Origin of the sequence: Kribbella sp. NPDC051770 (assembly GCF_040681455.1) — a bacterium.
Classification (GTDB): domain Bacteria; phylum Actinomycetota; class Actinomycetes; order Propionibacteriales; family Kribbellaceae; genus Kribbella.
The window spans coordinates 13,478-40,266 of record NZ_JBFAYT010000019.1 but is presented as its reverse complement, the minus strand read 5'-3'; the positions used below and the strand labels follow the sequence as shown (position 1 = coordinate 40,266).

19 protein-coding genes are annotated in these 26,789 nt (G+C 70.1%); 14 read left to right on the top strand and 5 right to left on the bottom strand.

Annotation, left to right across the window (positions count from 1 at the left end; genetic code table 11):
• Positions 1-15: 15 nt before the first annotated feature.
• Together AB0M01_RS37265 and AB0M01_RS37260 are read left to right on the top strand one after the other, a co-directional pair.
• On the top strand, positions 16-1,128 hold the full coding sequence (locus tag AB0M01_RS37265) for a DUF5931 domain-containing protein (RefSeq protein WP_363677311.1): 1,113 nt from the start codon (positions 16-18) through the stop codon (positions 1,126-1,128).
• Positions 1,125-1,760 (top strand): response regulator transcription factor, encoded by a 636-nt coding sequence (locus AB0M01_RS37260; protein ID WP_363677309.1) that lies wholly within the window; start codon positions 1,125-1,127, stop codon positions 1,758-1,760. The genes AB0M01_RS37265 and AB0M01_RS37260 overlap by 4 nt, the downstream gene beginning before the upstream one ends.
• A 58-nt stretch (positions 1,761-1,818) precedes the next feature.
• On the opposite strand, the gene AB0M01_RS37255 is transcribed toward AB0M01_RS37260, so the two are convergent.
• A complete protein-coding gene (locus AB0M01_RS37255) occupies positions 1,819-3,000 on the bottom strand; it encodes a S8 family peptidase (protein ID WP_363677308.1) in 1,182 nt (393 codons plus the stop codon).
• Positions 3,001-3,308: 308 nt separating this feature from the next.
• On the opposite strand from AB0M01_RS37255, the gene secD reads away from it, so the two are divergent.
• The 3 genes from secD (at position 3,309) to ligD (ending at position 10,597) form a co-directional block, all read left to right on the top strand.
• Positions 3,309-5,612, top strand: a complete 2,304-nt coding sequence (gene secD, locus AB0M01_RS37250) for a protein translocase subunit SecD (protein WP_363677306.1) — start codon at positions 3,309-3,311, stop codon at positions 5,610-5,612.
• A gap of 550 nt (positions 5,613-6,162) precedes the next feature.
• Entirely contained in the window at positions 6,163-8,076 is a 1,914-nt protein-coding gene (locus AB0M01_RS37245) for an ATP-dependent DNA helicase (protein WP_363677421.1), read from the top strand.
• Positions 8,077-9,625: 1,549 nt separating this feature from the next.
• Complete coding sequence (gene ligD / locus AB0M01_RS37240; protein ID WP_363677304.1) at positions 9,626-10,597, top strand: non-homologous end-joining DNA ligase; 972 nt, start codon at positions 9,626-9,628, stop codon at positions 10,595-10,597.
• Between the two features lie 555 nt (positions 10,598-11,152).
• On the opposite strand, the gene AB0M01_RS37235 is transcribed toward ligD, so the two are convergent.
• Positions 11,153-11,668 carry a glutathione peroxidase gene (locus tag AB0M01_RS37235; protein WP_363677302.1) on the bottom strand — a complete coding sequence of 172 codons (516 nt, stop codon included), beginning with the start codon at positions 11,666-11,668 and terminating at the stop codon, positions 11,153-11,155.
• Positions 11,669-11,716: 48 nt separating this feature from the next.
• Positions 11,717-12,505 (bottom strand): transcriptional repressor LexA, encoded by a 789-nt coding sequence (lexA, locus tag AB0M01_RS37230; protein WP_363677300.1) that lies wholly within the window; start codon positions 12,503-12,505, stop codon positions 11,717-11,719.
• A gap of 358 nt (positions 12,506-12,863) precedes the next feature.
• Between lexA and AB0M01_RS37225 the strand changes: the two genes are divergently transcribed.
• On the top strand, positions 12,864-13,445 hold the full coding sequence (locus AB0M01_RS37225; RefSeq protein ID WP_363677299.1) for a LysM domain-containing protein: 582 nt from the start codon (positions 12,864-12,866) through the stop codon (positions 13,443-13,445).
• A 725-nt stretch (positions 13,446-14,170) separates the two neighbouring features.
• Here the strand turns inward: AB0M01_RS37225 and AB0M01_RS37220 are convergent.
• Positions 14,171-15,121, bottom strand: a complete 951-nt coding sequence (locus tag AB0M01_RS37220; protein ID WP_363677298.1) for a nucleoside hydrolase — start codon at positions 15,119-15,121, stop codon at positions 14,171-14,173.
• Positions 15,122-15,219: 98 nt separating this feature from the next.
• On the opposite strand from AB0M01_RS37220, the gene AB0M01_RS37215 reads away from it, so the two are divergent.
• On the top strand, positions 15,220-17,046 hold the full coding sequence (locus AB0M01_RS37215; RefSeq protein WP_363677297.1) for a glycerophosphodiester phosphodiesterase family protein: 1,827 nt from the start codon (positions 15,220-15,222) through the stop codon (positions 17,044-17,046).
• 13 nt (positions 17,047-17,059) lie between these two features.
• On the opposite strand, the gene AB0M01_RS37210 is transcribed toward AB0M01_RS37215, so the two are convergent.
• Positions 17,060-17,743, bottom strand: coding sequence for a GntR family transcriptional regulator (locus tag AB0M01_RS37210; RefSeq protein WP_363677296.1), 684 nt, complete (start codon positions 17,741-17,743; stop codon positions 17,060-17,062).
• Positions 17,744-17,950: 207 nt separating this feature from the next.
• Between AB0M01_RS37210 and AB0M01_RS37205 the strand changes: the two genes are divergently transcribed.
• The 7 genes from AB0M01_RS37205 to AB0M01_RS37175 are packed head-to-tail and all read left to right on the top strand — an operon-like array spanning position 17,951 to position 26,741.
• Positions 17,951-19,231: an ABC transporter substrate-binding protein gene (locus tag AB0M01_RS37205; protein ID WP_363677294.1), complete on the top strand. Its 1,281-nt coding sequence runs from the start codon at positions 17,951-17,953 to the stop codon at positions 19,229-19,231.
• Positions 19,228-20,157, top strand: coding sequence for a sugar ABC transporter permease (locus AB0M01_RS37200; RefSeq protein WP_363677293.1), 930 nt, complete (start codon positions 19,228-19,230; stop codon positions 20,155-20,157). The genes AB0M01_RS37205 and AB0M01_RS37200 overlap by 4 nt, the downstream gene beginning before the upstream one ends.
• Entirely contained in the window at positions 20,150-20,968 is an 819-nt protein-coding gene (locus AB0M01_RS37195) for a carbohydrate ABC transporter permease (RefSeq protein WP_363677291.1), read from the top strand. Before AB0M01_RS37200 ends, AB0M01_RS37195 begins: the two co-directional genes overlap by 8 nt.
• A 1-nt stretch (position 20,969) precedes the next feature.
• Positions 20,970-22,703: a glycoside hydrolase gene (locus AB0M01_RS37190; protein ID WP_363677289.1), complete on the top strand. Its 1,734-nt coding sequence runs from the start codon at positions 20,970-20,972 to the stop codon at positions 22,701-22,703.
• A gap of 2 nt (positions 22,704-22,705) precedes the next feature.
• Positions 22,706-24,142: an NAD-dependent succinate-semialdehyde dehydrogenase gene (locus tag AB0M01_RS37185; RefSeq protein WP_363677287.1), complete on the top strand. Its 1,437-nt coding sequence runs from the start codon at positions 22,706-22,708 to the stop codon at positions 24,140-24,142.
• A complete protein-coding gene (locus AB0M01_RS37180; RefSeq protein ID WP_363677286.1) occupies positions 24,139-25,047 on the top strand; it encodes a dihydrodipicolinate synthase family protein in 909 nt (302 codons plus the stop codon). Before AB0M01_RS37185 ends, AB0M01_RS37180 begins: the two co-directional genes overlap by 4 nt.
• Positions 25,044-26,741, top strand: a complete 1,698-nt coding sequence (locus tag AB0M01_RS37175) for a dihydroxy-acid dehydratase (RefSeq protein ID WP_363677284.1) — start codon at positions 25,044-25,046, stop codon at positions 26,739-26,741. Before AB0M01_RS37180 ends, AB0M01_RS37175 begins: the two co-directional genes overlap by 4 nt.
• The last annotated feature ends 48 nt before the right edge of the window (positions 26,742-26,789 follow it).

Genomic DNA, 26,789 nt, shown 5'->3' with positions numbered 1-26,789 from the left:
TGGCAGACTGTGCCGGTGAACTCCGACCGCGCCGATCTGCTGCAGCCGTTGTGGCGGGCTCTGGTCGTGTTCCGGGTGATCACCTTCGGCTTCGCCTGCTTCGGCGTCTGGGTGCGCTGGACGGGCATCGTGCGACCGTCCGGCGCGCTGCTGCAGCTGGCGGTGATGGGTTTGTGGACGGCGGTCGTCTGCGTGGGCTACAGCCGGTTCCGGACCACCCGGCTCGCGGTCGTCGATCTGGTGGTCACGATCGGGTGCATGTACGCGACGTTGCTCGCGCAACCATTGCTCGACATCCGCGCGGGAGCGTCGGTGCTGACCTCGGTCTGGGCGGCCGGCCCGGTGCTCGCGCTGGCGATCGCGCGCGGTCGCGACGGGGGACTGGTCGGCGCGGTCACGGTGAGTCTCGCTCTGCTTTCGTTGCGTGGCGTGGACAACGTGTCGAAGATCCTCGCCAACGTGCAGCTGCTGCTGGTCGCCGGCCTGGTCGTCGGGTACGCCGCGACGACGATGCGCCGCGCGAACGCACGGTTGCGCGAGGCAATCGCCGCCGAGAGCGCGACCGCGGAGCGGCTGCGGCTCAGCCGGTCGATCCACGACGGCGTCCTGCAGGTGCTCGCCCAGGTCCAGCGGCGCGGTACGGCGATCGGCGGCGAGGCCGTCGAGCTGGCGGCGCTGGCGGCCGAGCAGGAGGTCGCGCTGCGCTCGCTGATGGCGTCCCGGCCGGCGCCGTCCGGGACCGGCCAGATCGACCTGTGCGGGGCGTTGTTGCCGCTGGCCACGACGCGCGTCGACGTCGTCGTACCGGCCGGGCCGGTGGTGCTGCCGGTCGAGGTGGTCGGCGAACTGGTTGCCGCGGTCAAGGAGGCGCTGAGCAACGTCGTGAAGCATGCTGGTCCTGACGCGCGGTCGTGGGTCGTGGTCGAGGACCTGGGCGGCGAGGTGATGGTGTCGGTGCGCGACGACGGCGCCGGGACCACGCCGGACCGGCTGGAGGCGGCGCACGGTGACGGGCGCCTCGGGGTCAGCCAGTCGATCCGCGGCCGGATCACCGATCTGGGCGGCAGCGTCTTCGTGCGGACAGCGCCTGGTGAAGGAACCGAGTGGGAGATGACGGTGTCGAGATGACCCGAGTGATGATCGTGGACGACCACCCGATGTGGCGCGAAGGTGTTGCCCGTGACCTGGGGACCCGGGGGTACGACGTGTGCGCGACCGCGTCCGACGTCGCGTCGGCGGTGAAGATCGCGCTGGCGACCCGGCCCGACGTGGTGGTGATGGACCTGCAGCTCGGCGACGGGTCGGGTGTGGACGCGACCCGGGAGATCACGCAGGCGCTGCCGGACACGCGGGTGCTGGTGCTGTCGGCGAGCGCGGAGCAGAGCGACGTACTGGCTGCTGTGAAGAACGGCGCGTCGGGGTACCTGGTGAAGTCGGCGTCCCTGGAGGAGTTCGACGACGCCGTACGGCGTACTGCTGAGGGGGACGCGGTCTTCTCGGCCGGGCTGGCCGGGCTGCTGCTGGGGGAGTACCGGCGGCTCGGTGCCGGGCCGGAGGTGCCGCAGCTGACCGAGCGGGAGACCGAGGTGCTGCGGCTGGTCGCGCGGGGGCTCACCGCGAAGCAGATCGCGTTGCGGCTGGTCCTGTCGCACCGGACGGTGGAGAACCACGTGCAGAACACGCTGCGCAAGCTGCAGTTGCACAACCGGGCCGAGCTGGTTCGCTACGCGATCGAGAACGGTCTGGACGCTCCCGAGTAACAGCTGCGCCGCCGTACCGGCTGTGGTGGCAGCACGGTACGACGGCTGACTCAGACGACTAGAGCCCGTTGCTGAACAGCAGGCGGTTGACCGTGCCGCCGGTGGCGCCACCGCTGACCACGTTCGGGGTCGCGTTGGCCTCGATGTAGGACTTGACCGTCGCCGGCGTGGCCGACGGGCTGGTCTGCAGGTAGAGCGCCGCGACGCCCGCGACGTGCGGGGTGGCCATCGAGGTGCCGTTGTAGGAGCCGGTGGTGTTGCCCGGCAGCGTGGAGACGATCGCCGAGCCCGGTGCGTACACGTCGACGCAGGACCCCGTGCTCGAGTACGACGCCCGCGCGTCGGTGCTGGTGCTGGCCGCGGTGACCAGCGCGGTCTCGATCTTGCGCGGCAGCAGGTTGCAGGAGTTGGCGCCGGTGTTGCCGGCCGAGGTGGCCAGGAAGACGCCGGAGCTGATCATCCGGCGCAGCGAGTTCTCCAGGGTGGTGTTCGCGCTGAAGTTCCAGGAGGTGTTCGCGACGGCGGGCTTCACCGCGTTGCGGGTCACCCAGTCGACGGCGGCGATCGCGGCCGACGCCGTACCGCCGCCGCTGCAGTTCAGCCACTTCACACCGTGCAGCCGGACGTTCTTGGCGACGCCGTACGACGTGGAGCCGATCGTGCCGGCGACGTGGGTGCCGTGGCCGTTGCAGTCGGTGTTGTTGCTGTCCAGGCCGTTGAAGTCGAAGCTGGCCCGGCCGCCGAAGTTCGGGTGGCTCGGGTCGACGCCGGAGTCGATGATGTAGGCGTGCACGCCGGTGCCGGTCCGGGTGTAGGTGTAGGAGCGCGACAGCGGCAGGTTGCGCTGGTCGATCCGGTCGATGCCCCACGACGGCGGGTTGTTCTGGGTGGTGTCGAGGGCGTTCGCGACGTACACGTCCTCGGAGATGGCGACCACCTCGGGGCTCTTCTGCAGTGTCGCCAGCTGGGTCGGCGTGAGCTTGGCGGTGAAGCCGTTGACCGCGCTGCTGTACGTGCGCTGCGGCGCGATCCCGAGCGAGCTCTTCAGCTTCACACCCTGCTTCAGCTCGACGATGTAGGTGTCCTTGACGGCGCTGGTGCCGGGTTCGGCGGGCGCCTTCTGGACCAGGATGATCCGGCCACCCGGCTCGGGGGCGGGAGCGGCACCGGCGGTGCCGGCGGTGGTCAGGGCGATCGCCGGTACGACGACGGCGGCGAGGGCAAGGCGGATACGACGCACGGTTCCTCCTCGGGGAACTCGGTCACCCACCGGGGCGGAGGGGTGATCACACTCGGTCCTGGAGCGGTTACGGAGCGAGCGATGTGACGAGAAGTTAGGGCGTGCTCACCTGACGCGTCAATCAGTTCTGCTGCCCGCTGATGCCATGGCACGGGTGGGCCGTTTCCCTGCTCTGCAACGTTGAATCGGCCGCGAATGCTTTCTGGCCGGTGACTTGGTCGGCTCCGTACACTGTGCGTTCCACGCACCGTGGTCTGCTCTGCGTCACGACACCCGTACCCAGGGTGCCCATCTCCCGGAGGCTCGTAGTGAACCGGTCGTCCCTGGTCCGCGCGTTGTTCGCGTTCCTTGTCCTCGCGGCGTCGACGTACACCGTCCTGACCGCGAAGCCGGAGCTCGGCCTGGACCTGCGGGGTGGCACCCAGATCGTCCTGGAGACCAGCGACTCCCCGACGGCCAAGGCGAACGCCGAGAACACCGACAAGGCGCTCGAGGTGCTGCGCCGCCGGATCGACGCGCTCGGCGTCGCCGAGCCGAGCGTCACCCGGCAGGGCGACAAGCGGATCATCGTCGAGCTGCCCGGTGTCCAGGACCCGCGCGAGGCCGCGGAGGTGATCGGCAAGACCGCGCAGCTGAGCTTCCACGAGGTGCTGGACCAGGTCGCTTCCAAGCCGCCGAACGCGGCCGCCGGTGACCTCTACCTGCCGAACGAGGGCGGTGGCGGCGGCGTACTGAAGCTGGCCAAGCCGGCGATGACCGGTGACAAGGTCGGTGGCGCCGAGGCCGTGCTCGACCCGCAGCAGGTCGCCGCGGGCTGGATCGTGCAGCTGAACTTCAAGGACGACGGTGGCAAGGTCTGGTCCCAGATCACCGGCAAGGCCGCCTGCCAGCCGGCCGGTACGCCGGGCCGCCTGATCGCCATCGTGCTCGACAACGAGGTGCTCACCGCGCCGCAGGTCGACCCCAACGGCGGCACCACCCTGTGCAACGTCGGCCTGCCCGGCAACGGCTCGACCATCACCGGCAACTTCGCCGAGGCCGAGGCGAAGGACCTGTCCGCGCTGATCTCCGGCGGCGCGCTGCCGCTGCCAGTCGAGGTCATCGACCAGCGCGTGGTCGGCCCGTCGCTCGGCAAGGACGCCATCCAGGCCAGCGCGCTGGCCGGCATCATCGGCGTCGCGCTGACCGCGATCTTCATCGTGATGGTCTACCGCCTGGTCGGCCTGATGGCCGTGATCGGCCTGATCACCTACGCCGGGATGTCGTACGCCGCGCTGACCGCGATCGGGGCGACCCTCACCTTGCCCGGCCTGGCGGGCTTCGTGCTCGCGATCGGCATGGCGGTGGACGCGAACGTCTTGGTCTTCGAGCGAGCCCGGGAAGACTTCATCGGCGGGCGGACCGACGGCTTGCGCCGCTCGCTGCGCAGCGGTTTCCAGAACGCGCTGTCCGCGATCGCCGACTCCAACGTGACGACGCTGCTCGCGGCCGGGTTGCTGTTCTTCCTGGCCGCCGGGCCGGTACGAGGTTTCGGAGTCACGCTGTCGATCGGTGTGATCGCGTCGATGCTGTCGGCGCTGGTCGTCACCCGGGTGTTCGCCGAGTTCGCCGTCTCGCGCAAGTTCGTGCTGAACCGCCCGGGCCTGAGCGGCATCGCCGGCCACGGCCGCGTCCGCACCTGGCTGGAGGCGAAGAGCCCGGCCCTGATGAAGCACAGCCGCCGCTGGCTGGTGATCACGATGATCGCGATCGTGGTCAGCGTCGCCGGCGTCGCGATCCGCGGCCTCAATCTCGGCATCGAGTTCACCGGCGGCCGCCTGCTCGAGGTCAGCACCGCGCAGCCGATCACCCCCGACCAGGCGCGCGCCGCGGTGTCCGAAGCGGGCTACCCGAACGCCGTCGTCCAGTCCTCCGGCACCGACGACATCACCGTCCGCACCACCACGATCAGCAACGACGAGGCGGAGAAGATCCGCGAGTCGATCTCCCGCATCGGCGGCGGCACCGAACTCATCCGCAACGAGAGCATCGGCCCGTCGCTCGGCAACGAGCTCCGCAACAAGGCCCTGATCGCCCTCGGGGTGGCCCTGCTGGCTCAGCTCATCTACCTGGCCATCCGCTTCCGCTGGACCTTCGGCGCCGGCGCCGTCCTGGCCCTGCTCCAGAACGTGGCAGTGGTCGTCGGCGTCTTCGCCTGGACCGGCAAACCGATCGACGGCATCTTCCTGGCCGCCATGCTCACCATCATCGGCTACACGGTCAACGACTCGGTCGTCGTCTTCGACCGAATCCGCGAAACCCGCAACGCCCGCTCCACGGAGGCGCTGGGCCCGGTCATCGACACCGCCATCGTCAACGTCCTCCCGAGAACCATCAACACCGGCATCTCCACCCTCTTCATTCTCACCGCCCTGTTGTTCCTAGGCGGCGACTCCCTGGGCGACTTCGCCCTAGCCCTCCTCCTGGGAATCCTGGTCGGCACCTACTCCTCCAACCTCACAGCAGCCCCTCTCCTCGTTGAACTCGAAAAGCGCTACCCCGCGCCGCCTCCCCGCCCCAAACGAGTCCAACGAGACCGAGACAGCGAACCCGACCGAGGCGCCGTCGTCTGACCCCCGCCCCCGGCGCACTGCGCCGGGGGCGTTTCCATGCGCGGCGTTGGGGGCGTTCCCATGCGACTTCCCGCACGGCCCATGCCACCCCCCAGACCCATGCCACCCACACGGGGCTGAAACAACTGCAAATCTCTTCCGGCCGCGGCGGCCCCCCGCAGACCTCCCCGGCCGCATCCCCGCCATCCTCAGCATCTGGGGCGTTCCCGCGTCACCTTCAGAACCGGCTGAGAACTGTACGTATTTCTCCTGCCGCCGCGAGCTCAGCCCCCGCCGACCTCCCCGGCCGCATCCCCGCCGTCCTCAGGTGGCTCCCCTCACCTGCCAAACGACCAGAGCAACTCGGGCTCGTCTCCGACCGCCTCGACCTGAGCCCCTGCCGCATCCCCACCATCCCCAGCAGGCACCGACCTTCTCCACACCCCCACCACAACTGGCAAAACTTGTCCGCCCGCCCAGCTAGGGTGTTGCGGTGGGTGTTGATGTGCACGAGTTGCTCGAAGCCGCGGTCTCCGGGGTCAACGGACAGACCCGACCAGGCCAGGTCGCGATGGTCGAGGCGGTGGACGCCGCCATGCACGACGGCTCGCACCTCCTCATCCAAGCCGGGACAGGTACCGGTAAGTCCCTCGGCTACCTGGTCCCCGCCCTCGTCCACGCGGCAGAGAACCGCCGCGTCGTCGTCTCGACGGCTACCCTCGCGCTCCAGTCGCAGCTCGTCGACCGCGACGTCCCCGCGCTCCTCGACGCGACCGAGAAGCTGCTCCCGCGCCGCCCGGCGTACGCGATCCAGAAGGGCCGCAACAACTACGCCTGCCTGCACCGCATCCGCGAAGGCGCGCCGGACGACGAGGGCATGCTCGTGGACGTCCCGCCCGCGGGCTCGATCGGTCAGCAGGTCGTCGAGTTGCGCGACTGGGCCGAGCAGCAGCTGCTCGACGGCGAGGCCGGCGACCGCGACCACGCGCCCTCCCACCAGTACCAGGCCTGGCAGCAGGTGGCGATCGCCGCGCGCGAGTGCCTCGGCGCGCAGAAGTGCCCGTACGGCGAGGAGTGCTTCGCCGAGAAGGCCAAGGAGCAGGCCCGCAAGGCCGACATCGTGATCACCAACCATGCCCTGCTCTCCATCGACGCCTTCGAGAACCGCACCGTCCTCCCCGAGCACGATGTCGTGATCGTCGACGAGGCCCATGAGCTCCCCGCCCGCGTGACCGGCGCCGCCGGCGACGAGCTCTCCCCGCAAATGGTCGAGCGCGCCGCGAAGCGCGCCCGCCGGTTCGTCGACGACGACCACGCCGACGACCTGATCGACGCCTCGGACGCCCTGCGCGCCGCCCTCGACCAGACCCGCGAGGGCCGCATCGAGGCCGCGAACGGCGCCGTACTGGAAGCCGCCGCGATGGTCCGCGACACCGCCCGCGCGGTGTACTCCGACCTGAACAAGAAGTCCGACGACAAGGACGACGACCCGGACGGCGCGAAGCGGCAGTCGAAGGGCGCGGTGAAGGAGATCTTCGACGTCGCCGAACGCGTCGCCGCGCTGAACGACCTGGACGTCGTCTGGCTGATCGACCGCGACCGTTTCGGCAAGGAGCTGCGGATCGCGCCGCTGACCGTCGCGGGCCTGCTTCGCGAGCTCGTCCTCAAGGACCGTACGGCGGTGCTGACGTCGGCGACGCTGACCCTCGGCGGCGACTTCGACGCGATCGCGCGCCAGGTCGGGCTGCGCCCGGCCGACAAGCTGGCCGACGACGACGAGATGCCCGAGCTGGACGACGCCGCGGAGACCGGCCCGCTGCCGTGGCGCAGCCTCGACGTCGGTTCGCCGTTCGAGTACGAGAAGCAGGCGATCCTGTACGTCGCCAAGCACCTCCCGCCGCCGCACCGCGATGGCCTCGGCTCGAAGCAGTTCGAGGAGATCGTCGACCTGGTCACCGCGGCGGGCGGCCGTACCCTCGGCCTGTTCTCCTCCCGCCGAGCCGCCGAGGCTGCGACGGCTGCGGTTCGCGACGCCACCGACCTGAAGATCCTCTGCCAAGGCGACGCCCACCTGAACGAACTCTCCAAGGAGTTCATCGAGGACCCCGAAACCTCGCTCTTCGGCACCCTGTCCCTCTGGCAGGGCCTCGACGTCCCCGGCTCCACCTGCAACCTGGTCATCATCGACCGCATCCCGTTCCCGCGCCCCGACGAGCCTTTGATGGCCGCCCGCCAACGCGCCGTCGACGAGGCCGGCGGCAACGGCTTCATGTCCGTAGCCGCCACCCACGCCGCCCTCCTCCTAGCCCAAGGCACCGGCCGCCTCATCCGCCGAACCACCGACCGCGGCGTCGTAGCAGTCCTAGACCCCCGCATCGTGACGGCCCGCTACGGCTCCTTCCTGCGCGCCTCCTTGCCCCCCATGTGGCCCACCGCCGATCGTGAGAAAGTCCTCGGCGCCCTGAAACGACTCCAAGAGGAGTAACCGTGCCCCTCCCGGCAACCCCCCTCGCCCCGCCCGGCGCCCCCACCGCCCCGCGCCCCGGCGAGCCCGAGCTGCCGAGGAGCACCACCCTCACGCCGCCCCAACTTGAGACCAGCCCACCAGGCTGTTCCGACCCCTGCCTCTCAGCTCCCTACGAGCCCACTGGGCCTGGCGCTCTCACCCGCAGCACGCTGCCCCAGAGCGAGATCAACCCACCAGGCCGCGCCGCCCCCTGCCTCCTAGCTCCCCATGAGTTCACCTCACCCGGCGCCCTCACCCGCCGCACGCCGCCTCAAAGCGAGATCAGCCCACCAGGCTGCGCCGACCCCTGCCTCCCAAGTCCCCACGAGCCCGCCCCGCCCGGTGCTCCCACCCGCAGCACACCGGCGGCCGTGCGGCGGGGAAGCCCCGCATTCCTGGCCCCGGCCCCAGGCCGCACAGAGCCAGGGGAGCGCGTTACCTCCAGCTCCCCGCTTCCGTCCACGGCTGCGCCACTGAGGAGCACCACCACTCCCAGCACACCGCCCGAAGTCGAGACCACCTCGCCAGACAGCGCCGACCCCTGCCTCCTGGCTCCCCACGAGCCCGCACCGCCCCGCGCCCGCACCGCACCACACCACCGCGAGACCAGCTCGCTAGGCAACACCGATCGATGCCTCGCAGCGCCCCACGGACTCGCTCCGGCCGCCGCCCCCACCCGTCCCACGCCTGCGCCCGCGCCGCGGGAGAGCACCGGTTCCCGGATCCCCACCCCAGACCGAGCCGAGCCACGCGAGCGCACTGGCTGCAGGACCCCGCGTGCGTGCTCAACGCTGCGGTGCTCCGGCCCAAGCAGGGCGGAGCTGTTGCGGGGCGTTGCCAGCTGCGTTCCACGGCAGCGCGCAGAGCTGGTGGCGAGAGCTGCCGACCGCACCCCGGGGCCGCGCCCGGCCGGCCTCGGCCGTTGCCAGCCGCAACAGCGTGCGCTGGGAGTGCCTCTCTGGGAAGCGGGCCTGGCATCACGCGGGCCCAGGTCGTGTGGGTGTGCCGCCCGCCGGATCCCGCTCCGGCGTGAGGCGGAGCTGCTGGGGAGTACGCCCAGTGGGGGCACGGCTCAGTGCGAGATGGCGCTGCTGCGGGGCGTCGCCTGCTGCGTTCCGCGGCTGCGGACAGGGCTGGTGGCGAGATCTGCCGACGGCACCCCGGGGTTGCGTCCGGCCGGCCCTGGCCGTTGCGAGCCGCAACAGTCTGCGCTGGCCGGGCTGCGCTGGAGTGCGGGCCGCTGGGGCCTGGCGTCACGTGGGGCCAGGGCGTGGGGGAGTACTGCCCGCCGAATACCGCTCTGGCGTGAGGTGGAGCTGCTGGGGAGTAGGTCTGGCGGTGGTACGGCTGGGCGTGGGGCGAGGCTGCTGGGGAGTAGGTCCGGCGGTGGTACGGCTGGGCGTGAGGCGAGGCTGCTGGGGAGTAGGTCCGGCGGTGGTACGGCTGGGCGTGGGGCGGAGCTGCTGGGGAGTAGGCCCAGCGGGGGTACGGCTCGGTGCGAGGCGGAGTTGATGGGGAGCGTCGGCCGGTGAGCCCCTCTGGCGGGCCGCCTGTGCTGCCCATGATGGCGGCGTTGGGGACGATGCCGTCCGGGGGCGAGTGGGCGTACGAGTTGAAGTGGGACGGGATCCGGGTGATCGCGGAGGTCGACTCGGGGGTTTGCCGGCTGTGGTCGCGGAACAGTCGGGATGTGTCTGCGGGGTATCCGGAGCTGCTTGGGCTGGCTGAGGATCCTGGGCTGCAGCTGCCCGCCGTGCTGGACGGTGAGATTGTCACGCTCGACGAGAACGGTGCGCCGTCGTTCGGGTTGTTGCAGCGGCGGATGCATGTGCGGGACCCGCGGCAGCTCAAGCAGCTGATTCTGCAGGTGCCGGTGTCGGTGCGGGTCTTCGACATCCTGCGGTTCGACGGGAAGTCGTTGCTTGAGGCAACGTACGACGATCGCCGGGCGCTGCTGGAGTCGCTGGAGCTGCAGGATCCGTTCTGGGAGGTGCCTGACGCGTTCACCGACGGCGAGGAAGCTCTCGACCTGTCGGCGTCGACCGGGCTCGAAGGCGTGGTCGCGAAGCGCCGCCGTTCCCGCTATCTCCCGGGCAGGCGCAGCTCCGACTGGATCAAGGTGAAGCCGGTCCAGACCCGCGACGTGATCCTCTGCGGCTGGCACCCGGGGGAGGGGAACCGCGAGGGCCGGATCGGTTCCCTGTACTGCGGTGCGTACGACGACGGCGGCACCCTCGTCCTGATCGGCAAGGTCGGCTCGGGGCTCGACTTCGCGATGCTCGACCTGCTCGGCGCTGAGCTCGCCGGTCTGGAGATCGACAGCCCGCCGTTCGACGCGTCCACCATCCCGGCCACCGACCGCCGGGCCGCGCACTGGCTCGACCCGCTGCTGGTCGCCGAGGTCACCTACTCCGGCTGGGCCGCCGACGGTCGCCTCCGGCACCCGGTCTGGCGAGGCCTCCGCCTCGACATCGACCCGGACTCGGTGACCCGCGACTGATCGACCCGTCAACCACAGCAAGTACCGGCCCTCGCCCACGATCCGCCTCGGGCGCTGTCGCCGTCCTCCGCAACGACCCGGCGCGCACCGCGCAGGCTCCATCGCGCCGAAACCCTCGTGCGACCTACCCCGGCGGGGTGCCTGTTAGTCGACTGGCTGGGGCTGAGGTTGCTGGTCGGCTGACCGGCCGGGGCTGGCGCACGCACCCGGCGTACCCCTCAGTGCCCAGCAGATCGCGACCGAGGCCGGCATCGCCCGCTCCAGCTTCTCCGTGCACTTGCGCGACAATCCCACCGAGCGCAGTCGATCGCGGCCGCCTCGTACAGCGCCACCGAGCTGGGCCGGTTCGCCACCCACGGCTGTGTCAGCTCATCAGCCAACAACTACCGGCCCTCATCACCCAGCCACACCGACTCGCCACCGACCGAATTTCGACTCGTCGCTGGGTCCCGCGGCCTCGACCACGCGGGTGCACCAAGCTCCCTCGCACCGAATTCCCTGCGACACTGAGACATTCTCTGTCGTAGGGAATCGATCCCACCGATCAAGCAGTGATCAGTCGCTGGATTCCTGCTGCCGGCTCGGCGCCGGCATCGCCAGCGCCGCCTCGACCTTGTCGGCCAGTTTCTCCGGTGTGGCGGTCGGCGCGTACCGCGCGATCACGGTGCCGTCCCGTCCCACCAGGAACTTGGTGAAGTTCCATTTGATCCGCCCGCCGAGCAGTCCACCGGCCTCGCGCTTCAGCCAGTTGTACAGCGGCAGGGTTTTCGACCCGTTCACGTCGATCTTGGCGAACATCGGGAACGTCACGTGGTAGATCGTCGAGCAGAAGTTCGCGATCTCGTTCTCGTCGCCGGGCTCCTGGTGGCCGAACTGGTCGCAGGGGAAGCCCAGAACCGAAAAGCCTTGTTTCCGGTAACTCTTGTAGAGCTTCTGCAGACCCGTGTACTGCGGGGTCTGGCTGCACTGCGACGCCGTGTTCACCACCAGGAGCACCTGGTCGCGGAAGTCGGCAAGAGACTGTTCATTGCCTTCGATCCGTTTGGCGCTGAAGTCATAGACAGTCGTCATAGCTCAATGCTGACACGACACGCCCGACTTCGCGCGCCGTCTGAGATGTCAGACACGCCGCAGAACTGTTACGACCTTTCCGAGGATCGTCGCGTCGTGTCCGTCGATCGGCTCGAACGCCGGGTTGTGCGGCAGCAGCCAGACCTCGTTCGCGGTCTTCTTGAACGTCTTCACGGTCGCCTCGCCGTCGATCATGGCAGCGACGATGTCGCCGTTCTCCGCGGTCTGCTCCTGACGCACGACCACCCAGTCGCCGTCGCAGATCGCGGCCTCGATCATCGACTCTCCCTTGACCTTCAGCATGAACAAGGTGCCTTCGCCAACCATTGCCTTGGGCAACGGGAAGACCTCCTCGATGTCCTGCTCGGCCAGGATCGGGTTACCGGCGGCGATCTGCCCGACGACCGGGACGTAGACCGCGGCCGGGTGTGCGTCACCGGCGCCGGTCTCGTCGTACGACGTCTGCCGCACCGAGCCCAGCGAGTTGCGACGCGCCGCGTCGGCCACTTCGCCCGGATAGCGGACCTCGATCGCGCGCGGCCGGTTCGGGTCGCGGCGGAGCAGGCCCTTCTGCTCGAGCACGCGGAGCTGGTGGGAGACCGAGGAGGAACTGGTCAGCCCGACCTTCTCGCCGATCTCGCGCATCGACGGCGGGTATCCGCGGCTGTCGACGGAGTCCCGGATGACGTCCAGCACCCGGCGCTGGCGCGGGGTCAGGCCGGTCGCGTCGGCCGGGCCGTCGGGCAGCTCGGAAACGGTCGGCTCGGTGGCACCGCGCGCAGTGCCGCTGTCCTTGCTCGAACCGCTGCCCTTGCTGGAACCGCTCGTCCTGGCCATCGGTGGTCACTCCTCGGGTCGGGGGCCGGCGCCGGAACGTCGCTCGGCTCGGCCTTGCGTGATCGGCGTGAGCACGACGTTAGACCGAATCCTGAGATTCTTCAAACATCTGTTCGAAGGCGTGTCGGTTCGCACGTTTGTTCGTGTGTCGGGTTATAGGGCGGGAATTTCCTCGGCGTGTCCTGGTTGGAACAGTTGCGGATCGGGCGGCTGGCGGTTAATCATTCGTACAGACGTTCGATCGAACAGGTGTTCGGGAGCGGCTTCGAACGAAAACTGTCGGAGCCGCCCGGTAGACAGAGATCGACAGCGAAGAACGACAGCACGGAACGGTCTGGCAAAGGGTCTGGAGGATCCGATGAGCACAGCGGCTCTGGCAGCACAAGCCCAGCAGGCAGCCCCCACGACGGGCGCCCCGCTGCAGCCTCCCGCGGTGCCCGCTCCTGCCCAGCGGTCTGCCGAGGTCTCCGCCCCCACGACCCGGCGTCGCCGCCGGATCGACGGTACGACGACCGACCCGCTCGGCGTCCGCGCCTGCTCCGGCACCGACCTGGATCCCCGCCCGCGCCTGCACCTGGTGCCCGCGCCGACCCGCGTCCACCGCCCGGCCGGCCGCCAACCGGTCGCCGAGATCGAACCCTCGGCCCTGCAGCTCACCCGCCGCGGCCGCGCTGTCCTCACCACCCTCTCGGTCCTGATCTTCGGCGCCGCCATCGCCGTCCTCGGCCTCCGCGTCGCCGGCGCCCTCGACCCCGAGCCCCAGTTCACCCGCACCGTCCAGGTCCAGGTCGGCGCCGGCGACACCCTGTGGTCGATCGCCCAGTCCACCAACCCGTCGGACAACCCCGCGGCCGTCGTCGAACAGATCGCCGACCTCAACAACCTCCGCACCGTTGCCGACGTGGTCCCCGGGCAGACGTTGGACGTCCCCGTCCGCTGACCCGCCGGGCGGATGGGCGAGCTGTTGGCGCGCAGTCGGTCGCGTCGCAGCCGCGTGGCATCCGTCGCGCGAGTTGCCGCCGCGGCGTCCCGTTGACCGCCGCGGCTGTTGCTGCGGGGTATGCCGCAGCGTTTGAGCCGGCGACGGAGTTGGCTGGGTGTTGATGCGTGGAGAAATTGGTGCAGGGAGGGCGTTGCGCTCGCTTCGTCGCGTGCCTCGCGGTTGATCCGCTCGACGGCGGGCGCCCGGATGAACGGACAACGCGCAATAGCCCGCGCCGCAGCCGCGCGCTGCTCCCGGCTCGCGAGTTGCCGATGCGGTAGGCGTCGCTGACAGCTGGGGCTGTTGGCAGAGGCGGATCCCCGCGGCGCCTGAGTAGGTGACGTGGTTCGCAGCACGTGTGCGCCTGGAACGGCGGGCGCTGCACGGAGGTCGCGTTGCGCTCGCTCCGCCGTGTGCCTCGCGCTGTTTGCGAGTTGCCGCCGCGGTTCGCAAGACGTGTGCGCCTGGAGCGGCGGGCGGTGCGTGGAGGTCGCGTTGCGCTCGCCGTGAGCGTCGCGCTCGGTCGCGCCGCCCGCGTTGCTGCGTTCTGTTGGCGTTGCGCGGGCAGTCGCGCGACATGCCGTCCGAGACGTACGCCTGCGGCGGTCGCCGGCGGAAGCGTTGCCGGCCCCGGCCCCGGCGCACCCTGGCGCGCGCAGCGCGACTGATCGGCGTACCAGCTCCTACTTCACCGTCGACAACCACAAGTCGGCGTACCTGCGGGCGTCCACCGCGGTCGCGACGCGAACGACCGTCGGGGAAGCGCCGTGCGGGTCTGAGGTGAGGTCGCCTGTCCAGTCGCGGGTGTCGACGATGGTTCGGCCGCGGGACCAGCTGCCGGAGAGCTCTACGCGGAGTGGGAACTCCTGGGTGGTCAGGCCCTCTGGGTCGATGACTGCGCAGACGGCGCCGCCGTCGCCGATGCTGGCTTGGGGCGCGCGATAGAGCTCGGCGCGGCGTTCGATCAGGCGTTGGGCGAGGTTTCCGGACGTCGAGCCGGCGAGCGCAGCCGCCTCGGGGAGGGTGATCTGGACGTCGTAGAAGACGTCGAGGCCGTACATCGTCACCGGGACGCCGAGCTCCCCGGACGCTGCGAGGACGACCGCGGCGGCCTCGGGGTCGGTCCAGATGTTGAATTCTGCTGAGGCTGTCGCGTTGCCGATGCCTGCCGCGCCGCCCATGAACACGATCTCCCGCAGGCCGCGCGCAGCCTCGGGGTACGTGCGGAGCAGCAGCGCGATGTTCGTCATCGGGGCGAGCGGGATCAGCGTGATCAGCTCGCCCGACGCGGCCGCCTCCAGCAGTACGTCGCGCAGCAGTTCGACGGCGTGCCGGGCGTCCGGCGTACGCGTTGACTTCGGCCAGTCCAGGTCGCCGAGGCCGTCCTTGCCGTGGACGTGCGGTGCGGTGTGCACCGGCTGCAGGAGGGGAAGCGCCGCGCCCCGAGCCACCGGTACGTCGGCGCGCCCGGCCGCGTCGAGCACGGTGAGGGTGTTGATCACGACCTCGTCCAGGCCGACGTTGCCGCCGACGCAGGTGACGGCTTTCAGGTCGAGCCCGGGGTGGCGGGCGGCGAGGAGCAGGGCGCAGGCGTCGTCGAGCCCGGTGTCGACGTCGAGAATGACCGGCTTCATGCCGCCATCCTCACCTATCGCCCGCTCCACCGCGCGTTGGTGGGCAGTTCATCACCGGCTCTGGCCCCGTTCGCGTGAGTTTTCTACGGTCGGGTGGCATGAAGCTCACCTCCCGCCGCCCCCGGGCTGTCCTCGCCGCCCTGGTCACCAGCGCGACCGTGACCGCCGTCCTCACTGCCCCGACCGCCGTCGCCGAGCCGTCCGTGCAACCAACCTCGCCCACCATCGAGCAGCCGACCCCCACGATCGACGAGACCTTCGACGGCGCCACCCTCCCCACCGGCTGGACCGTCGTCGACGGCACCTGGAAGGTCCAGAACGGCCGCCTCACCGGTACGTCGGCCACCGCCAGCCAGCTCAGCCGGATCACCTTCGGCACCCCGCTCACCGACTTCCGCATCGAGAGCCACCTGCGCTTCGAGTCGGCCGTCGACGCCGGCCGCTGGGTCGCCTTCGGCCTCGACCTCGCGCCGACGGGCGCCGTCCCGTGGTCGATCGCGACCCTGCGCAACGGCGCGACCGCCACGAACGGGCTCGAGTTCGCGCAGCGCACCCCGGCGAACACCTGGAACGTCACCGACACCGCGGCCGCGCCGATCACGGTCGGCGTCGGCAAGGAGGTCGCCGTCGCGGTCGAGGTCCGCGGCGCGCGGGCCACCTGGTACGTCGAGGGCCGCGAGGCCCTGCGCACCACGATGGTCGGCCGCAGTGCCACCGGCGTACAGGCGTTGCTGGTGAACGGCGCGACGGTGTCGTTCGACGACCTCAAGGTGACGCCGCTGGCGAAGGAGTCGTTCGTCCGCAAGGCCGGTGATCCGCTGCGGGTCTGGGCGCACCGCGGCGGGTCGAGTGCCGCGCCGGAGAACACGGCCGCGTCCGACGAGATCGCCCGCCGGGCGCGGGCGGAGTGGATCGAGAACGACGTGCAGCCGACGAAGGACGGCGTACCGGTGATCCTGCATGACGACACCGTCGACCGGACGACCGACGGGACCGGCGCCGTACGGAACCTGACCGCGGCGCAGGTCGCCGGGCTCGACGCGGGCTCGTGGTTCGCGCCGGCGTTCGCCGGGCAGCGGGTTCCGACGCTCGGGCAGCAGCTCGACGGGCTCAAGACCCGCGGCGGCAACCTGCTGCTGGAGGTGAAGGGCGCGCACACCCGGGAGTCGGTCGCGCGGATCGTCACCGAGATCCGCAGCCGCTCGATGGCCAGCCGCGTCTTCGTGCAGAGCTTCGAGCCGCAGCACCTGCGCTGGATGCACGAGCTGGCGCCGGAGCTCCCGCTCGGGCTGCTGCGCAGCACGCTCGACCCCGACCCGGTCGCGATCGCGAAGGATCTCGGGCTGTCGGCGTACAACCCGTCGGACGCCGCGTTCCGGGCCCGCCCGGGTATCGTCGCCGAGCTGCACGCGCAGGGTGTCGCGGTGAACGTGTGGACGGTCGACGACGCGACTCGCTGGGACGCGCTGGAGAAAGCCGGCGTCGACGGCGTCATCACGAACCGCCCGGCGGAGCTGTACGGGTGGAACTCCGCGTTCCTGCAGCGCGGCAAGCCGGTCGTGCTCAGCCCCGCCGCCGGTCAGAAGGTCGACCGCGCGCAGCAGCTTCGGATCGCCGTCAGCGGATCCGCGACGATCACCCTCGACGGGAAGCCGATCGAGAACGGCGCCCTGATCGACACCTCGACACTTGCCGCCGGTGAGCACGTCATCAAGGCGGACAGCACCGAGTCCCGTTTCCACATCGTCCCGACCCAGACCGGCCTGGCCAACCTCATCCTGACCTCGGGCGCCAGTCAGTCGGCCGTCTCCACGATGACCACGCTGCTGGGTCAACGCCAGTACGCCGTACTGGCGCTGTACGCCGGTACGGCGAACGTTCCCAGCAAGACGCAGATCATCGCGGAGGCCCGAGCGCTGAGCTGACCTGCTCGACTCGTCAGCTCTCCGGCCGAGCCTCGATCAACCGGTGGTACGACCCCATCAGGTGATCCTCGATCACCGACGACGCTGCCGCCGGATCACCTCCGACCAACACATCCCGAATCGCCTGATGCTCGGAGTACGCGATCTCATGGAAGTCCCGCCGTACGACGTGCCGTGAGTGCAGGAACATCGCGACCTGACTCCGGATCTGCTGCCAGGCGCGGTCCAGCCGCGCATGCCCGGCCGCGTCGTAGAGCACTCCATGGAACGCCAGGTCGAGATCCAGCGCCGTCTGCGGCGCGTAGTCCGGCCCGAGCGCTCGCATCTGCTCGAGCACCTCGTCCATCGCGGCGAGGTGCTCGGCGCTGAGCCGGGGGAGCGCTCGCTCGATCGCCAGCCGTTCCAGGCTGAGCCGCAACGTGTAGATCTCCTCCACGTCCTCCGCGGTCAGCGTGATCACCTGCGCGCCGCGATGCCGCCGCAGCACCACGAGCCCTTCGCGCTCGAGCTCGATCAGCGCCTCGCGGATCGGACCGCGGCTCATCTGCAACGCCTTCGCCAGCTCGCCCTCGGGCAGGTGCTCGCCGGGAGCGAGGGCGCCGGTGACGATCATCTGCCGGATCGCCGGCACGACCGTGGCCCACAGCGCGGGGCTGCGGTCGGTCTGCAGGGCGAGCTGGTCGAGGGGACCGGCCACAACGCTTCCTCCATCGTGAGTACATCGGTGTAAATGGTCGATTGTTAACCATTGACTTTTGACAACGCCGAGATCAGGCTAACTCGTAGAACACGCCACGGGGCGAGGCAGCCGCCGGAGATCCCGGCCCGGTTCCTCACCGCCCGCCGGCCCCGCGCGAGGCCGGCCGATCCGCTCATGACACCGCTCCGTCAGAGGGAGAGCTCCGTGCTGCCCACACTGTCCCGGCGCCGGTTGCTGGCGCTGGCCGCCTCAGGAGCCGCGAGCACAGCGCTCGCGAGCTGCTCCTCACCGTTCGACGACACGACCCGCGGGGGCGGGCGCGTGCTCGAGTTCACCACCTTCTACACCGGCGGCGACGGCGGTCTGATGCAGGCCATCGTCGACCGGTACAACAAGTCGCAGGACGACGTGACGATCCGGTTCAGCTCACCGGCGTACGGCGGTGACTACCTGACCAAGATCCTGACCGCGTCGCTGGCCGGCGCACCTCCGGCGATCGTCGCACTGCACAGCTACGAGATCCCGCCGCTGAAACGCTTCCTGCACGCGATCGACCTCGGCGATCTCGGGCTCAGCACCGACGACTTCATCGACGGCACCTGGCAGCTCGGCCAGATCGACAACCAGCTGTACGGCGTGACGATGAGCACCGGTCCGCAGGCGCTCGGGTACAACCGCCAGCTGTTCGCCAAGGCCGGACTCGACCCGGACAAGCCGCCGACGAACGCAACTGAGTTCCTCGCCGCGGCGCAGGCGCTGAAGAAGCTCGGCCCGTGGGGCTTCGTCCGCGAGACCGGTGTCTGGATGCCGTGGCTCAGCCTCAACTGGCAAGCCGGCGGCGACCTGATCGACGAGCGCAGCCAGGCGCTGTTCGCAAGCGATGCCGGGATCGAGGCGGCGCACTTCGAGCAGGATCTGGTGCACAAGTACAAGATCGAGCCGCAGCAGCTGATCACCGGCGTACAGGTCGGGCAGCTGTTCAGCGACCAGAAGGTGGGGATGACGTTCACCTTTCCATGGGGTCTGGCGCAGCTGCTGAAGACGAACAAGGAGCGCGGGACCGAGCTCGACGTCGCGCCGCTGCCGCAGTTCTTCGACGGGCCGCGCGCGGTCGTCGCGACCTCGCACATCTACTGCATCCCCAAGCAGCGCAACAACGACGACTGGATCCGGACCGAGGCGCAGAAGTTCATCGGCTGGCTGGTCCGCGAGGGCAGTGTCGACTGGGCGGGTGCGCAGGCGCCGGCCTCCAAGGCGGCGATCGCACCGGTTGCCGCGAGCAAGGATCCGTTGCTGCGGAAGATGTCGGTGTTCATCGACCAGGCCAAGCACGCGCGCTTCGCGCCGTACGCGTACCGCTGGAACCAGGCCTACCAGTACCTCAACGACGCCATGGACGACGTGGTCTACCAGGGCGCGAAGGTGGAGGACGAGCTGCGCCGGGCCGCGGCCCGGGCCACCGTGACGATGAAGGAGCCGTCTTGAGTGTCGCGACCACCAGGATCTCGGCCCGGACGCGACCAAAGGTAGAGACCGTCAAAGGCCGCACTCGCGGCCGCGCCGCGATCCTCTTCCTGACCCCGTTCGCCGTCCTCTACCTGCTGCTCTGGGCCGTCCCGATCGTCAGCGGCCTCTTCCTCAGTACGACGGACGTCAACGTTGCCGATGGCACCGGCGGCTTCGTTGGCCTGGACAACTACCTCGGCCTGGCGCGCGACAGCGACTTTCGGGCTGCCTTCGGCCACACGCTGCTGTTCGTCGTCCTGAACGTCCCGATCCTGATCGCCGTCGGGCTGATCCTCGCGCTGGTCCTGAATCGCGACCTGTCCGGCCGCAACATCCTGCGCGCCGCGTTCGTCTCGCCGTACTTGTTGCCCGGGGCAGCGGTCGCGCTGATCTGGAACCTGGTGCTGAACCCGGTCAACGGATCGCTCAACACCGTGCTGGAGAAGTTCGGGCTGCCGGCCCAGCAGTGGCTGACCGAGCCCGGCCAGGCGATGGGTGCCGTGGTGCTGCTGACGCTCTGGTGGCGAGTCGGCTTCCCGCTGCTGATCCTGCTGGCCGCGCTCCAGGACATCCCGAAACCGCTCTACGAGGCGGCCCGGATCGACGGCGCGAGCGCCTGGCAACAGTTCCGGTACGTGACGCTGCCGGGAATCGCGCCGGTGCTCGGCCTGGTGATCCTGCTCCGGCTGATCGACTCGTTCAAGGTCTTCGAGCAGGTCTACCTGCTGACCGCCGGCGGCCCGAGCGGCAGCACCCGCGTGGTGCTCCAGATGCTCTACGAGACCGGCTTCCGCGACTTCCGGACCGGGTACGCCGCCGCGATCGGCTGGGTGCTCGCGCTGGTGATCCTGCTGGTCGCGATCGTCCAGCAGATCCTGACCAGGAGGGCGGCCAGCCATGGCTAAACGATGGATCGTGACCGGAATCTCGATCGTGATGGCGCTGCTCTGGGCGCTGCCGTTGCTCTGGGCTCTCTCCTCGTCGTTCGAGGGTTCGACTGCCAACGGCAACCGGATCTGGCCGACCGAGGCAACGACCGCGAACTGGAGCATGCTCGTCGATCCCGGCGGCCGCGCGGTCAACATCTTCGTTGCCTTCTTCAACAGCATGGTCGTTGCCGTGAGCGCCACTGTGCTCGCACTGATCGTCTGCTCGATGGCCGGCTACGCACTGGCTCGGCTGCCGTTCCGCGGCAACAACGTCGTCCTGGGCCTGCTGCTGGTGACCATGCTGATCCCGAGCGAGGTCGTGCTGGTCCCGCTGTTCCAGCAGTTCAACAAGCTCGGCCTGCTCAACACGTACGGCGCGCTCGCGCTGCCGCACATCGTGTCGCTGCTCGGCGTCGTGCTGATCCGCCAGTTCATCGTCAACCTGCCCGACGACCTCACCGACGCGGCGCGGGTGGACGGCGCGAACGCCTGGCAGACCTACCGGCACGTCGTACTGCCGCTGATCCGGCCGGCACTCGCGACGCTCGGGATCCTGGTCTTCCTCGGCGCCTGGAACGACTTCCTCTGGCCGCTGATCTCGACCAGCTCGCCCGGCATGCAGACGTTGCCGCTGGCCCTGGTCACCTTCCGGTCGGCGTACGGCGACATCGACTACGGCGTCGTGATGGCCTCGACGATCCTCGCCGTGACACCGCCTCTGCTCGTCTTCCTCTTCGCCCAGCGCTTCATCATCCAGGGCATCAGCAGCACCGGACTGAAAGGTTGAGATGACCACCGAGACCGATCTGCCTGACCAGAACAGCTCCCGCAGCGGCGTCCAGGAGGTGCCGTACACGCCGTCCGACCCCGGCGCCGCGCACGTCCGCCGGGCCCGCGTCAGCGTCGACGCGACCGCGGACCTCGGGCTGCTCGACCGGCCGTGGGCCAGCCTCGGGTACGACGAGATCAACTGGACCTACACCCCGCAGGGCCGCCGGACCCTGCAGACGATCGGCGGTTTCGCCGAGACGCCGTACCACGTCCGGCCGCACTACGTGTTCAACAGCGGCACCGGGCTCGGCCTGCCGCACTGGGGCAGCGGCAACGTCTACCACGAAGATGCCGACGGCAACCCGTACTACGACTTCACCATCGCCGACCAGACCTACGACACGATCGTTGCCGCGGGCCATCACCCGTTGGTGGAGCTGGCGTTCACACCGCTTGCCCTGGTCCCCGATCACGCCAAGGCCGAGTTCGCCTTCGAGAGCAGCCCCACGCAGTACAGCGAGTACGAGGCCGGGCTGTGGTCGTACCCGCCGAAGGACTACGACAAATGGGGCGGCCTGGTCGCCGCGCTCGCGCAGCACTGCCTCGACCGGTACGGCGAGGAGGAGGTGTCGAGCTGGCTGTGGGAGCTGTGGAACGAGCCGGACATCTTCTACTGGCGCGGGACGCCCGAGCAGTTCCAGGACCTGTACGCCGTGACCGCCGCGGCGATCCGCAGCGTGCTTCCGTCGGGGCGGGTCGGTGGTCCGACGGTGACCGGTGGAGACAAGGGCGTCGCGTTCATGCGGAGCTTCCTGCAGGCGTGCTCGGACCGCTCGTTGCCGCTCGACTTCGTCTCGTTCCACACCAAGGGCTCGGCGTTCTCGCCGTGGCGCGTCTACGGACCGATCGGCGCGGCCGCGCCGGTCAAGCAGTCCCCGTCGACGACCAAGATGCTGCGCGAGATCGACCGGATGCTGGCGGTGATGGAGGAGTTCCCGGCGTACGCCGGACTGCCGGCGATCGTCGACGAGTGCGACGCGTCGGTGCCGGCGCACTGGGGGATCTACGACAACGCGAACTTCGGCTACCGCAACACCGAGTACTACCCGGTCTTCCAGGCCAAGCTGATGAAGAAGGTGCTCGACCTCAACGAGCGGCACACCGCGAAGGTGGCCGAGGCAACGACCTGGAGCTTCTCGATGGAGGGCGAGCGGTACTTCGAGGGGACCCGAAGTTTCGTCACCGCGTCGGGGCTGGAGAAGCCGCTGATGAACGGGTACCGGGCGTTCGCGAAGCTCGGCGACCGGCGGCTAGCGGCGTCGTCCGACGCTCTCGTCGAGACGGCCGATCTGGGTGCGCTGGGCAACGGGCTCGGTGAGGAGGTCGACGTGATCGCGTCGCGGAGCTCGGCGGACGGGAGCGTCGCCGTACTGGTGTGGCGGCATGCCGACGATCAGTACCTGGAGGACGACGAGCCGACGGCCGTGGAGCTGGAGGTGTCCGGGCTGGCGGCGGGGGAGTGGACGGTCGAACACTGGCGGATCGACCGCAGCCACAGCAACAGCCACACGGTCTGGCAGGACCTGGGCGCGCCGCAGGATCCGTCGCCGGAGCAGCTGGCGACGATCCGGGACCGGCAGGGGTTGGAGCGGTTCGCCGAGGACTCGACGGTGGCGGTCGACGCCGTTTGGAAGGCTGAGGTCGAGCTGCCGTTGCCGTCGTTGAGCGTGATCGTGCTGCGGGAGGCCTGAGCGTGCTGTTCATCGGTGGCGAGTGGCGGCCGGCGTCGGACGGCCGGGTGATCGACGTGCTCAACCCGGCGACCGAGGAGGTGGTCGGCCAGGTAGCCAGCGCCTCCGCTGCCGACCTCGACGACGTCCTGGCCGCTGCCGCGGAAGGGTTCGCGGTCTGGCGTCGTACGGCGCCCGCCGAGCGCGCTGCGGTGCTCGATCACGCTGGCCGGTTGTTGCTCGATCGCGCTGAGGCGATCGCGGCTGTGTTGACCGAGGAGCAGGGCAAGCCGCTGGAGGAGTCGCTCGCCGAGGTCCGGCAGTCGGCGGAGTACTTCAGCTGGTTCGCCGGCGAGGCGGTGCGTTCGTACGGACGGTTGTTGCCGACGGCCCCCGGTCGCCGCTCCTGGGTGGAGCGGCGCCCGGTCGGCCCGGTCGCGGCGTTCACCGCCTGGAACTTCCCGGCGTCGCTGCCCGCCCGCAAACTCGCGCCGGCGGTCGCGTTCGGCTGCAGCATCGTGCTGTGTCCCGCCGTCGAAGCACCGCGTACGGCGGCGGCGCTGGTCCAGGCACTTGACGACGCCGGGGTCCCGCCCGGCGTCGTCAACCTGATCACCGGCGACCCGCCGCAGGTCTCCGAGCATCTGATCAACTCGGACGTCATCGCCAAGATCACGCTCACCGGCTCGGTCCCGGTCGGACAGACCCTGGTCGGCCTCTCGGCCAAGCACCTGCAGTCCCTCACGCTCGAACTCGGTGGCCACGCCCCGGTCCTGATCTTCGACGACCTCACCCCGGAGCAGTTGGGCCGAGCCGCTGACGCCTTGGTCCGCGCCAAGTTCCGCAACGCGGGCCAGGTCTGCATCTCACCGAGCCGGATCTTCGTCCAGGAAGCCGTCTACGACGCGTTCGTCGACGCTGTCGTCGAGCGCGTGGAGCGCCTCGCTCCGGCGGGCGGCGCAGCCGCCACGCCCCCGGGCGCGCCCACCTCCCCCCTTTCCCCCCTCGCCAACGCGCGCCGGCGCGACGCGGTCGCGGCGATGGTCTCTTCCAGCGGCGCCAAGATCCGCACCGGCGGCGTCCAGCCCGACGGCCCCGGCTTCTTCTACCCGCCGACCGTCCTCACCGACATCCCACCCACCGCATCCGTCCTCACCGACGAACCCTTCGGCCCTATCCTCCCGCTGCTCCCGTTCTCCACCCTCGAGGACGGGCTGCGGCAGGCGAACGCCGTCCCGTACGGCCTGGCCGGCTACCTGTTCACCGCGAGCACCGAACGCGCCGACGCCGCGATCGCCGGTCTCGACGTCGGCATGATCGGCCTCAACGAGGTCGCCCTCGCCTCGGCCGCGTCACCGTTCGGCGGCGTCGGCCTGTCCGGCTACGGCCGCGAGGGCGGCACCGAGAGCCTGGAGGCCTACACGGTCGCCACCGCGGTCACGACGAAAGGAGCTCCATGAGTCTGGCCCCCGGAGTGTGGGGTGTCCTGGCCACCCCGTTCACCCCTGACGGTACGGCGGTCGACACCAAGTCCCTGGCCCGCCAGGCCGTCCACTACGAGCACCTCGGCGCCACCGGTCTGACTGTCCTCGGCGTCTTCGGGGAGGCCGTCCGCCTGACGCCCGCCGAACGCCGTACGGTCGTCGACACCGTCGTTGCCGCCTGCAACCTGCCGCTTGTCGTCGGCATCAGTTCCCTTGCCCTCGACGACGTTCTCGCCGAAGCCGCCAACGTCGTACCGGCCGCCTTGGACCGGCTTTCAGGCTTGATGATCCAGGTCAGCACTCCCGACCCCGATGCCCTCGGCAAGCATCTGGCGACCGTCGCCCAGGAGACCGACCGCCCCCTGGTCGTCCAGGACTACCCGGTGATCACCGGCATCCCGATCGCCACCACCGACCTCGTCCACGCGGTCCAGGCGGTGCCTCAGATCGTGGCCGTGAAGTCCGAGTCCTCCCCGAGCCCACCCGCGGTCGCGATCCTCGCCGCCGCCCTCGACATCCCCGTCTTCGGCGGTCTCGGCGGCACCTGCCTGCTCGACGAGCTCGCGGTCGGTGCGGCCGGCGCGATGACCGGCTTCTCCGTGCCCGAAGGCCTGCTCGCCTGCGTCACGGCGTACTCCGAGGGCGGCTTCGACCGGGCCCGCGAGGTCTGGCGCGACTACCTCCCGCTGGTCAACTTCGAGTTCCAGTCCGGGATCGCGCTCGGCCTCCGCAAGCACAGCCTGCTCCTCCGCGGCCTGATCGCCTCCGACGCCGTCCGCACACCAGGCGCCGTCCCGCCGCCGGAGATGCTGCGGGTCCTCCTCCAGCACCTGGCCCGGACACCAGGTGTCGAGCTGCGTGATGATGTGCTGGCCGGATGAGCGACGAGAGCGGCATCTACCGCGGGCTGGTCAGCTACGGCGACCGGGAGTTCTCCAAGTACCTGCGCCGGACCTTCCTGCACGCCAGCGGCCGGTCGCCGGAGTCGCTGGACCGCCCGGTGGTCGGCATCGCCACCTCGACCAGCGACTTCAACCCCTGCCACCGAGCGCAACCGGAGCTGGTCCGCTCGGTCGCCAACGGCATCATCGCGGCCGGTGGTCTGCCGATGGAGTTCCCGACGGTCTCGCTGGGGGAGAGCTTCCTCGAGCCGACCTCGATGGTCTACCGCAACCTGATGGCGATGGACGTCGAGGAGCTGGTCCGCGCCCAGCCCATGGACGCGGTGGTGCTGGTCGGCGGCTGCGACAAGACCGTCCCGGCCCAGCTGATGGGAGCGTTCTCCGCCGGCCGCCCGGCGATCCAGCTGGTCACCGGTCCGATGTCGACCGGCCGCTACCAAGGCGAGCGCCTCGGAGCCTGCACGGACTGCCGCCGCTTCTGGGCCCGCTACCGCGCCGGTGAGGTCGACGAGGCCGAGATCAACCGCGTCGAACGCAACCTGGCCACCACAGCGGGCACCTGCGCAGTCATGGGTACGGCGTCCACGATGGCCTGCATCGTCGAGGCACTGGGGATGGCATTGCCCGACAGCGCGACCGCACCAGCCGTCCACGCCGACCGCCTCCGCATCGGTGAGGCCACCGGGACTGCTGCCGTGGAGATCGCCCAGGCACGCCGTACACCGTCGCAGGTGGTCACCGCTGCATCGGTCCGGAACGCGCTGCGCGTGCTGCTGGCTATCGGCGGCTCCACGAACGCGCTGATCCACCTGACCGCCATGGTGGGGCGCCTGGACTTGCGGATCGACCCGGACGAGTTGAACGAGCTCAGCGCGACCACACCCGTGCTGGTCGAGCTGAAGCCGACCGGCGCGCACTACATGGAGGACCTGCACGCGTCGGGCGGTCTACCCGCCGTACTGCATGAGCTGCGGGACCTGCTCGACCTGTCTGCGCTGACTGTCACCGGCGAGACGCTAGGGGAGCGGCTCGGCGCTGGGCCCGTGTGGGTCGACCGAGAGGTTGTCAGGCCGCTGGACTCGCCGTCGCGGGCTGAGGGCGGCCTGGTCTGGCTGCAGGGCTCGCTGGCGCCGTCCGGTGCGCTGATCAAGCGGTCCGCGGCTGACCCTGCGCTGTTCGAGACGACTGGCCGGGCGGTGGTGTTCAGCTCGCTGGCCGACCTCTCGGAGCGGATCGACGACCCGGAGCTGGACGTGACGGCGTCCGACGTACTGGTGCTGCAGAACGCCGGGCCGCTCGGGGCGGGGATGCCGGAGGCCGGGTACCTGCCGATCCCGGGCAAGCTGGCGCGCGCCGGGGTGAAGGACATGCTGCGGATCTCGGACGCGCGGATGAGCGGTACGGCGTACGGGACGATCGTGCTGCACGTGACACCGGAGTCGGCCGTCGGTGGGCCGCTGGCACTGGTCCGGACCGGTGACCGGATCCGGCTGTCGGTCTCCGAGGGGCGGCTGGACCTGCTGGTCGAGCCTGCGGAGCTGGAGCGGCGCCGTGCTGAACTGCCTCCGCCGCCTCCCGCCCCTGCGACCGGCTACCGGCGGCTGTTCCACGAGCACGTGCTGGGCGCCGACCAGGGCTGCGACTTCGACTTCTGCCGCCCTGCCGCTGGCTAGAACACGCCACCGTCCCGAGGCCCTCCGGAGCGCCGTATTTTGCGCCTC

Excerpts from the sequence above, each read along its gene's own strand:
- AB0M01_RS37260 (WP_363677309.1), top strand. The coding sequence starts at position 1,125 with ATGACCCGAGTGATGATCGTGGACGACCACCCGATGTGGCGCGAAGGT.
- AB0M01_RS37245 (WP_363677421.1), top strand. The coding sequence starts at position 6,163 with ATGGTCGAGGCGGTGGACGCCGCCATGCACGACGGCTCGCACCTCCTC.
- AB0M01_RS37235 (WP_363677302.1), bottom strand. The coding sequence starts at position 11,668 with ATGACGACTGTCTATGACTTCAGCGCCAAACGGATCGAAGGCAATGAA.
- lexA (WP_363677300.1), bottom strand. The coding sequence starts at position 12,505 with ATGGCCAGGACGAGCGGTTCCAGCAAGGGCAGCGGTTCGAGCAAGGAC.
- AB0M01_RS37225 (WP_363677299.1), top strand. The coding sequence starts at position 12,864 with ATGAGCACAGCGGCTCTGGCAGCACAAGCCCAGCAGGCAGCCCCCACG.
- AB0M01_RS37220 (WP_363677298.1), bottom strand. The coding sequence starts at position 15,121 with ATGAAGCCGGTCATTCTCGACGTCGACACCGGGCTCGACGACGCCTGC.
- AB0M01_RS37215 (WP_363677297.1), top strand. The coding sequence starts at position 15,220 with ATGAAGCTCACCTCCCGCCGCCCCCGGGCTGTCCTCGCCGCCCTGGTC.
- AB0M01_RS37195 (WP_363677291.1), top strand. The coding sequence starts at position 20,150 with ATGGCTAAACGATGGATCGTGACCGGAATCTCGATCGTGATGGCGCTG.
- AB0M01_RS37190 (WP_363677289.1), top strand. The coding sequence starts at position 20,970 with ATGACCACCGAGACCGATCTGCCTGACCAGAACAGCTCCCGCAGCGGC.
- AB0M01_RS37180 (WP_363677286.1), top strand. The coding sequence starts at position 24,139 with ATGAGTCTGGCCCCCGGAGTGTGGGGTGTCCTGGCCACCCCGTTCACC.
- AB0M01_RS37175 (WP_363677284.1), top strand. The coding sequence starts at position 25,044 with ATGAGCGACGAGAGCGGCATCTACCGCGGGCTGGTCAGCTACGGCGAC.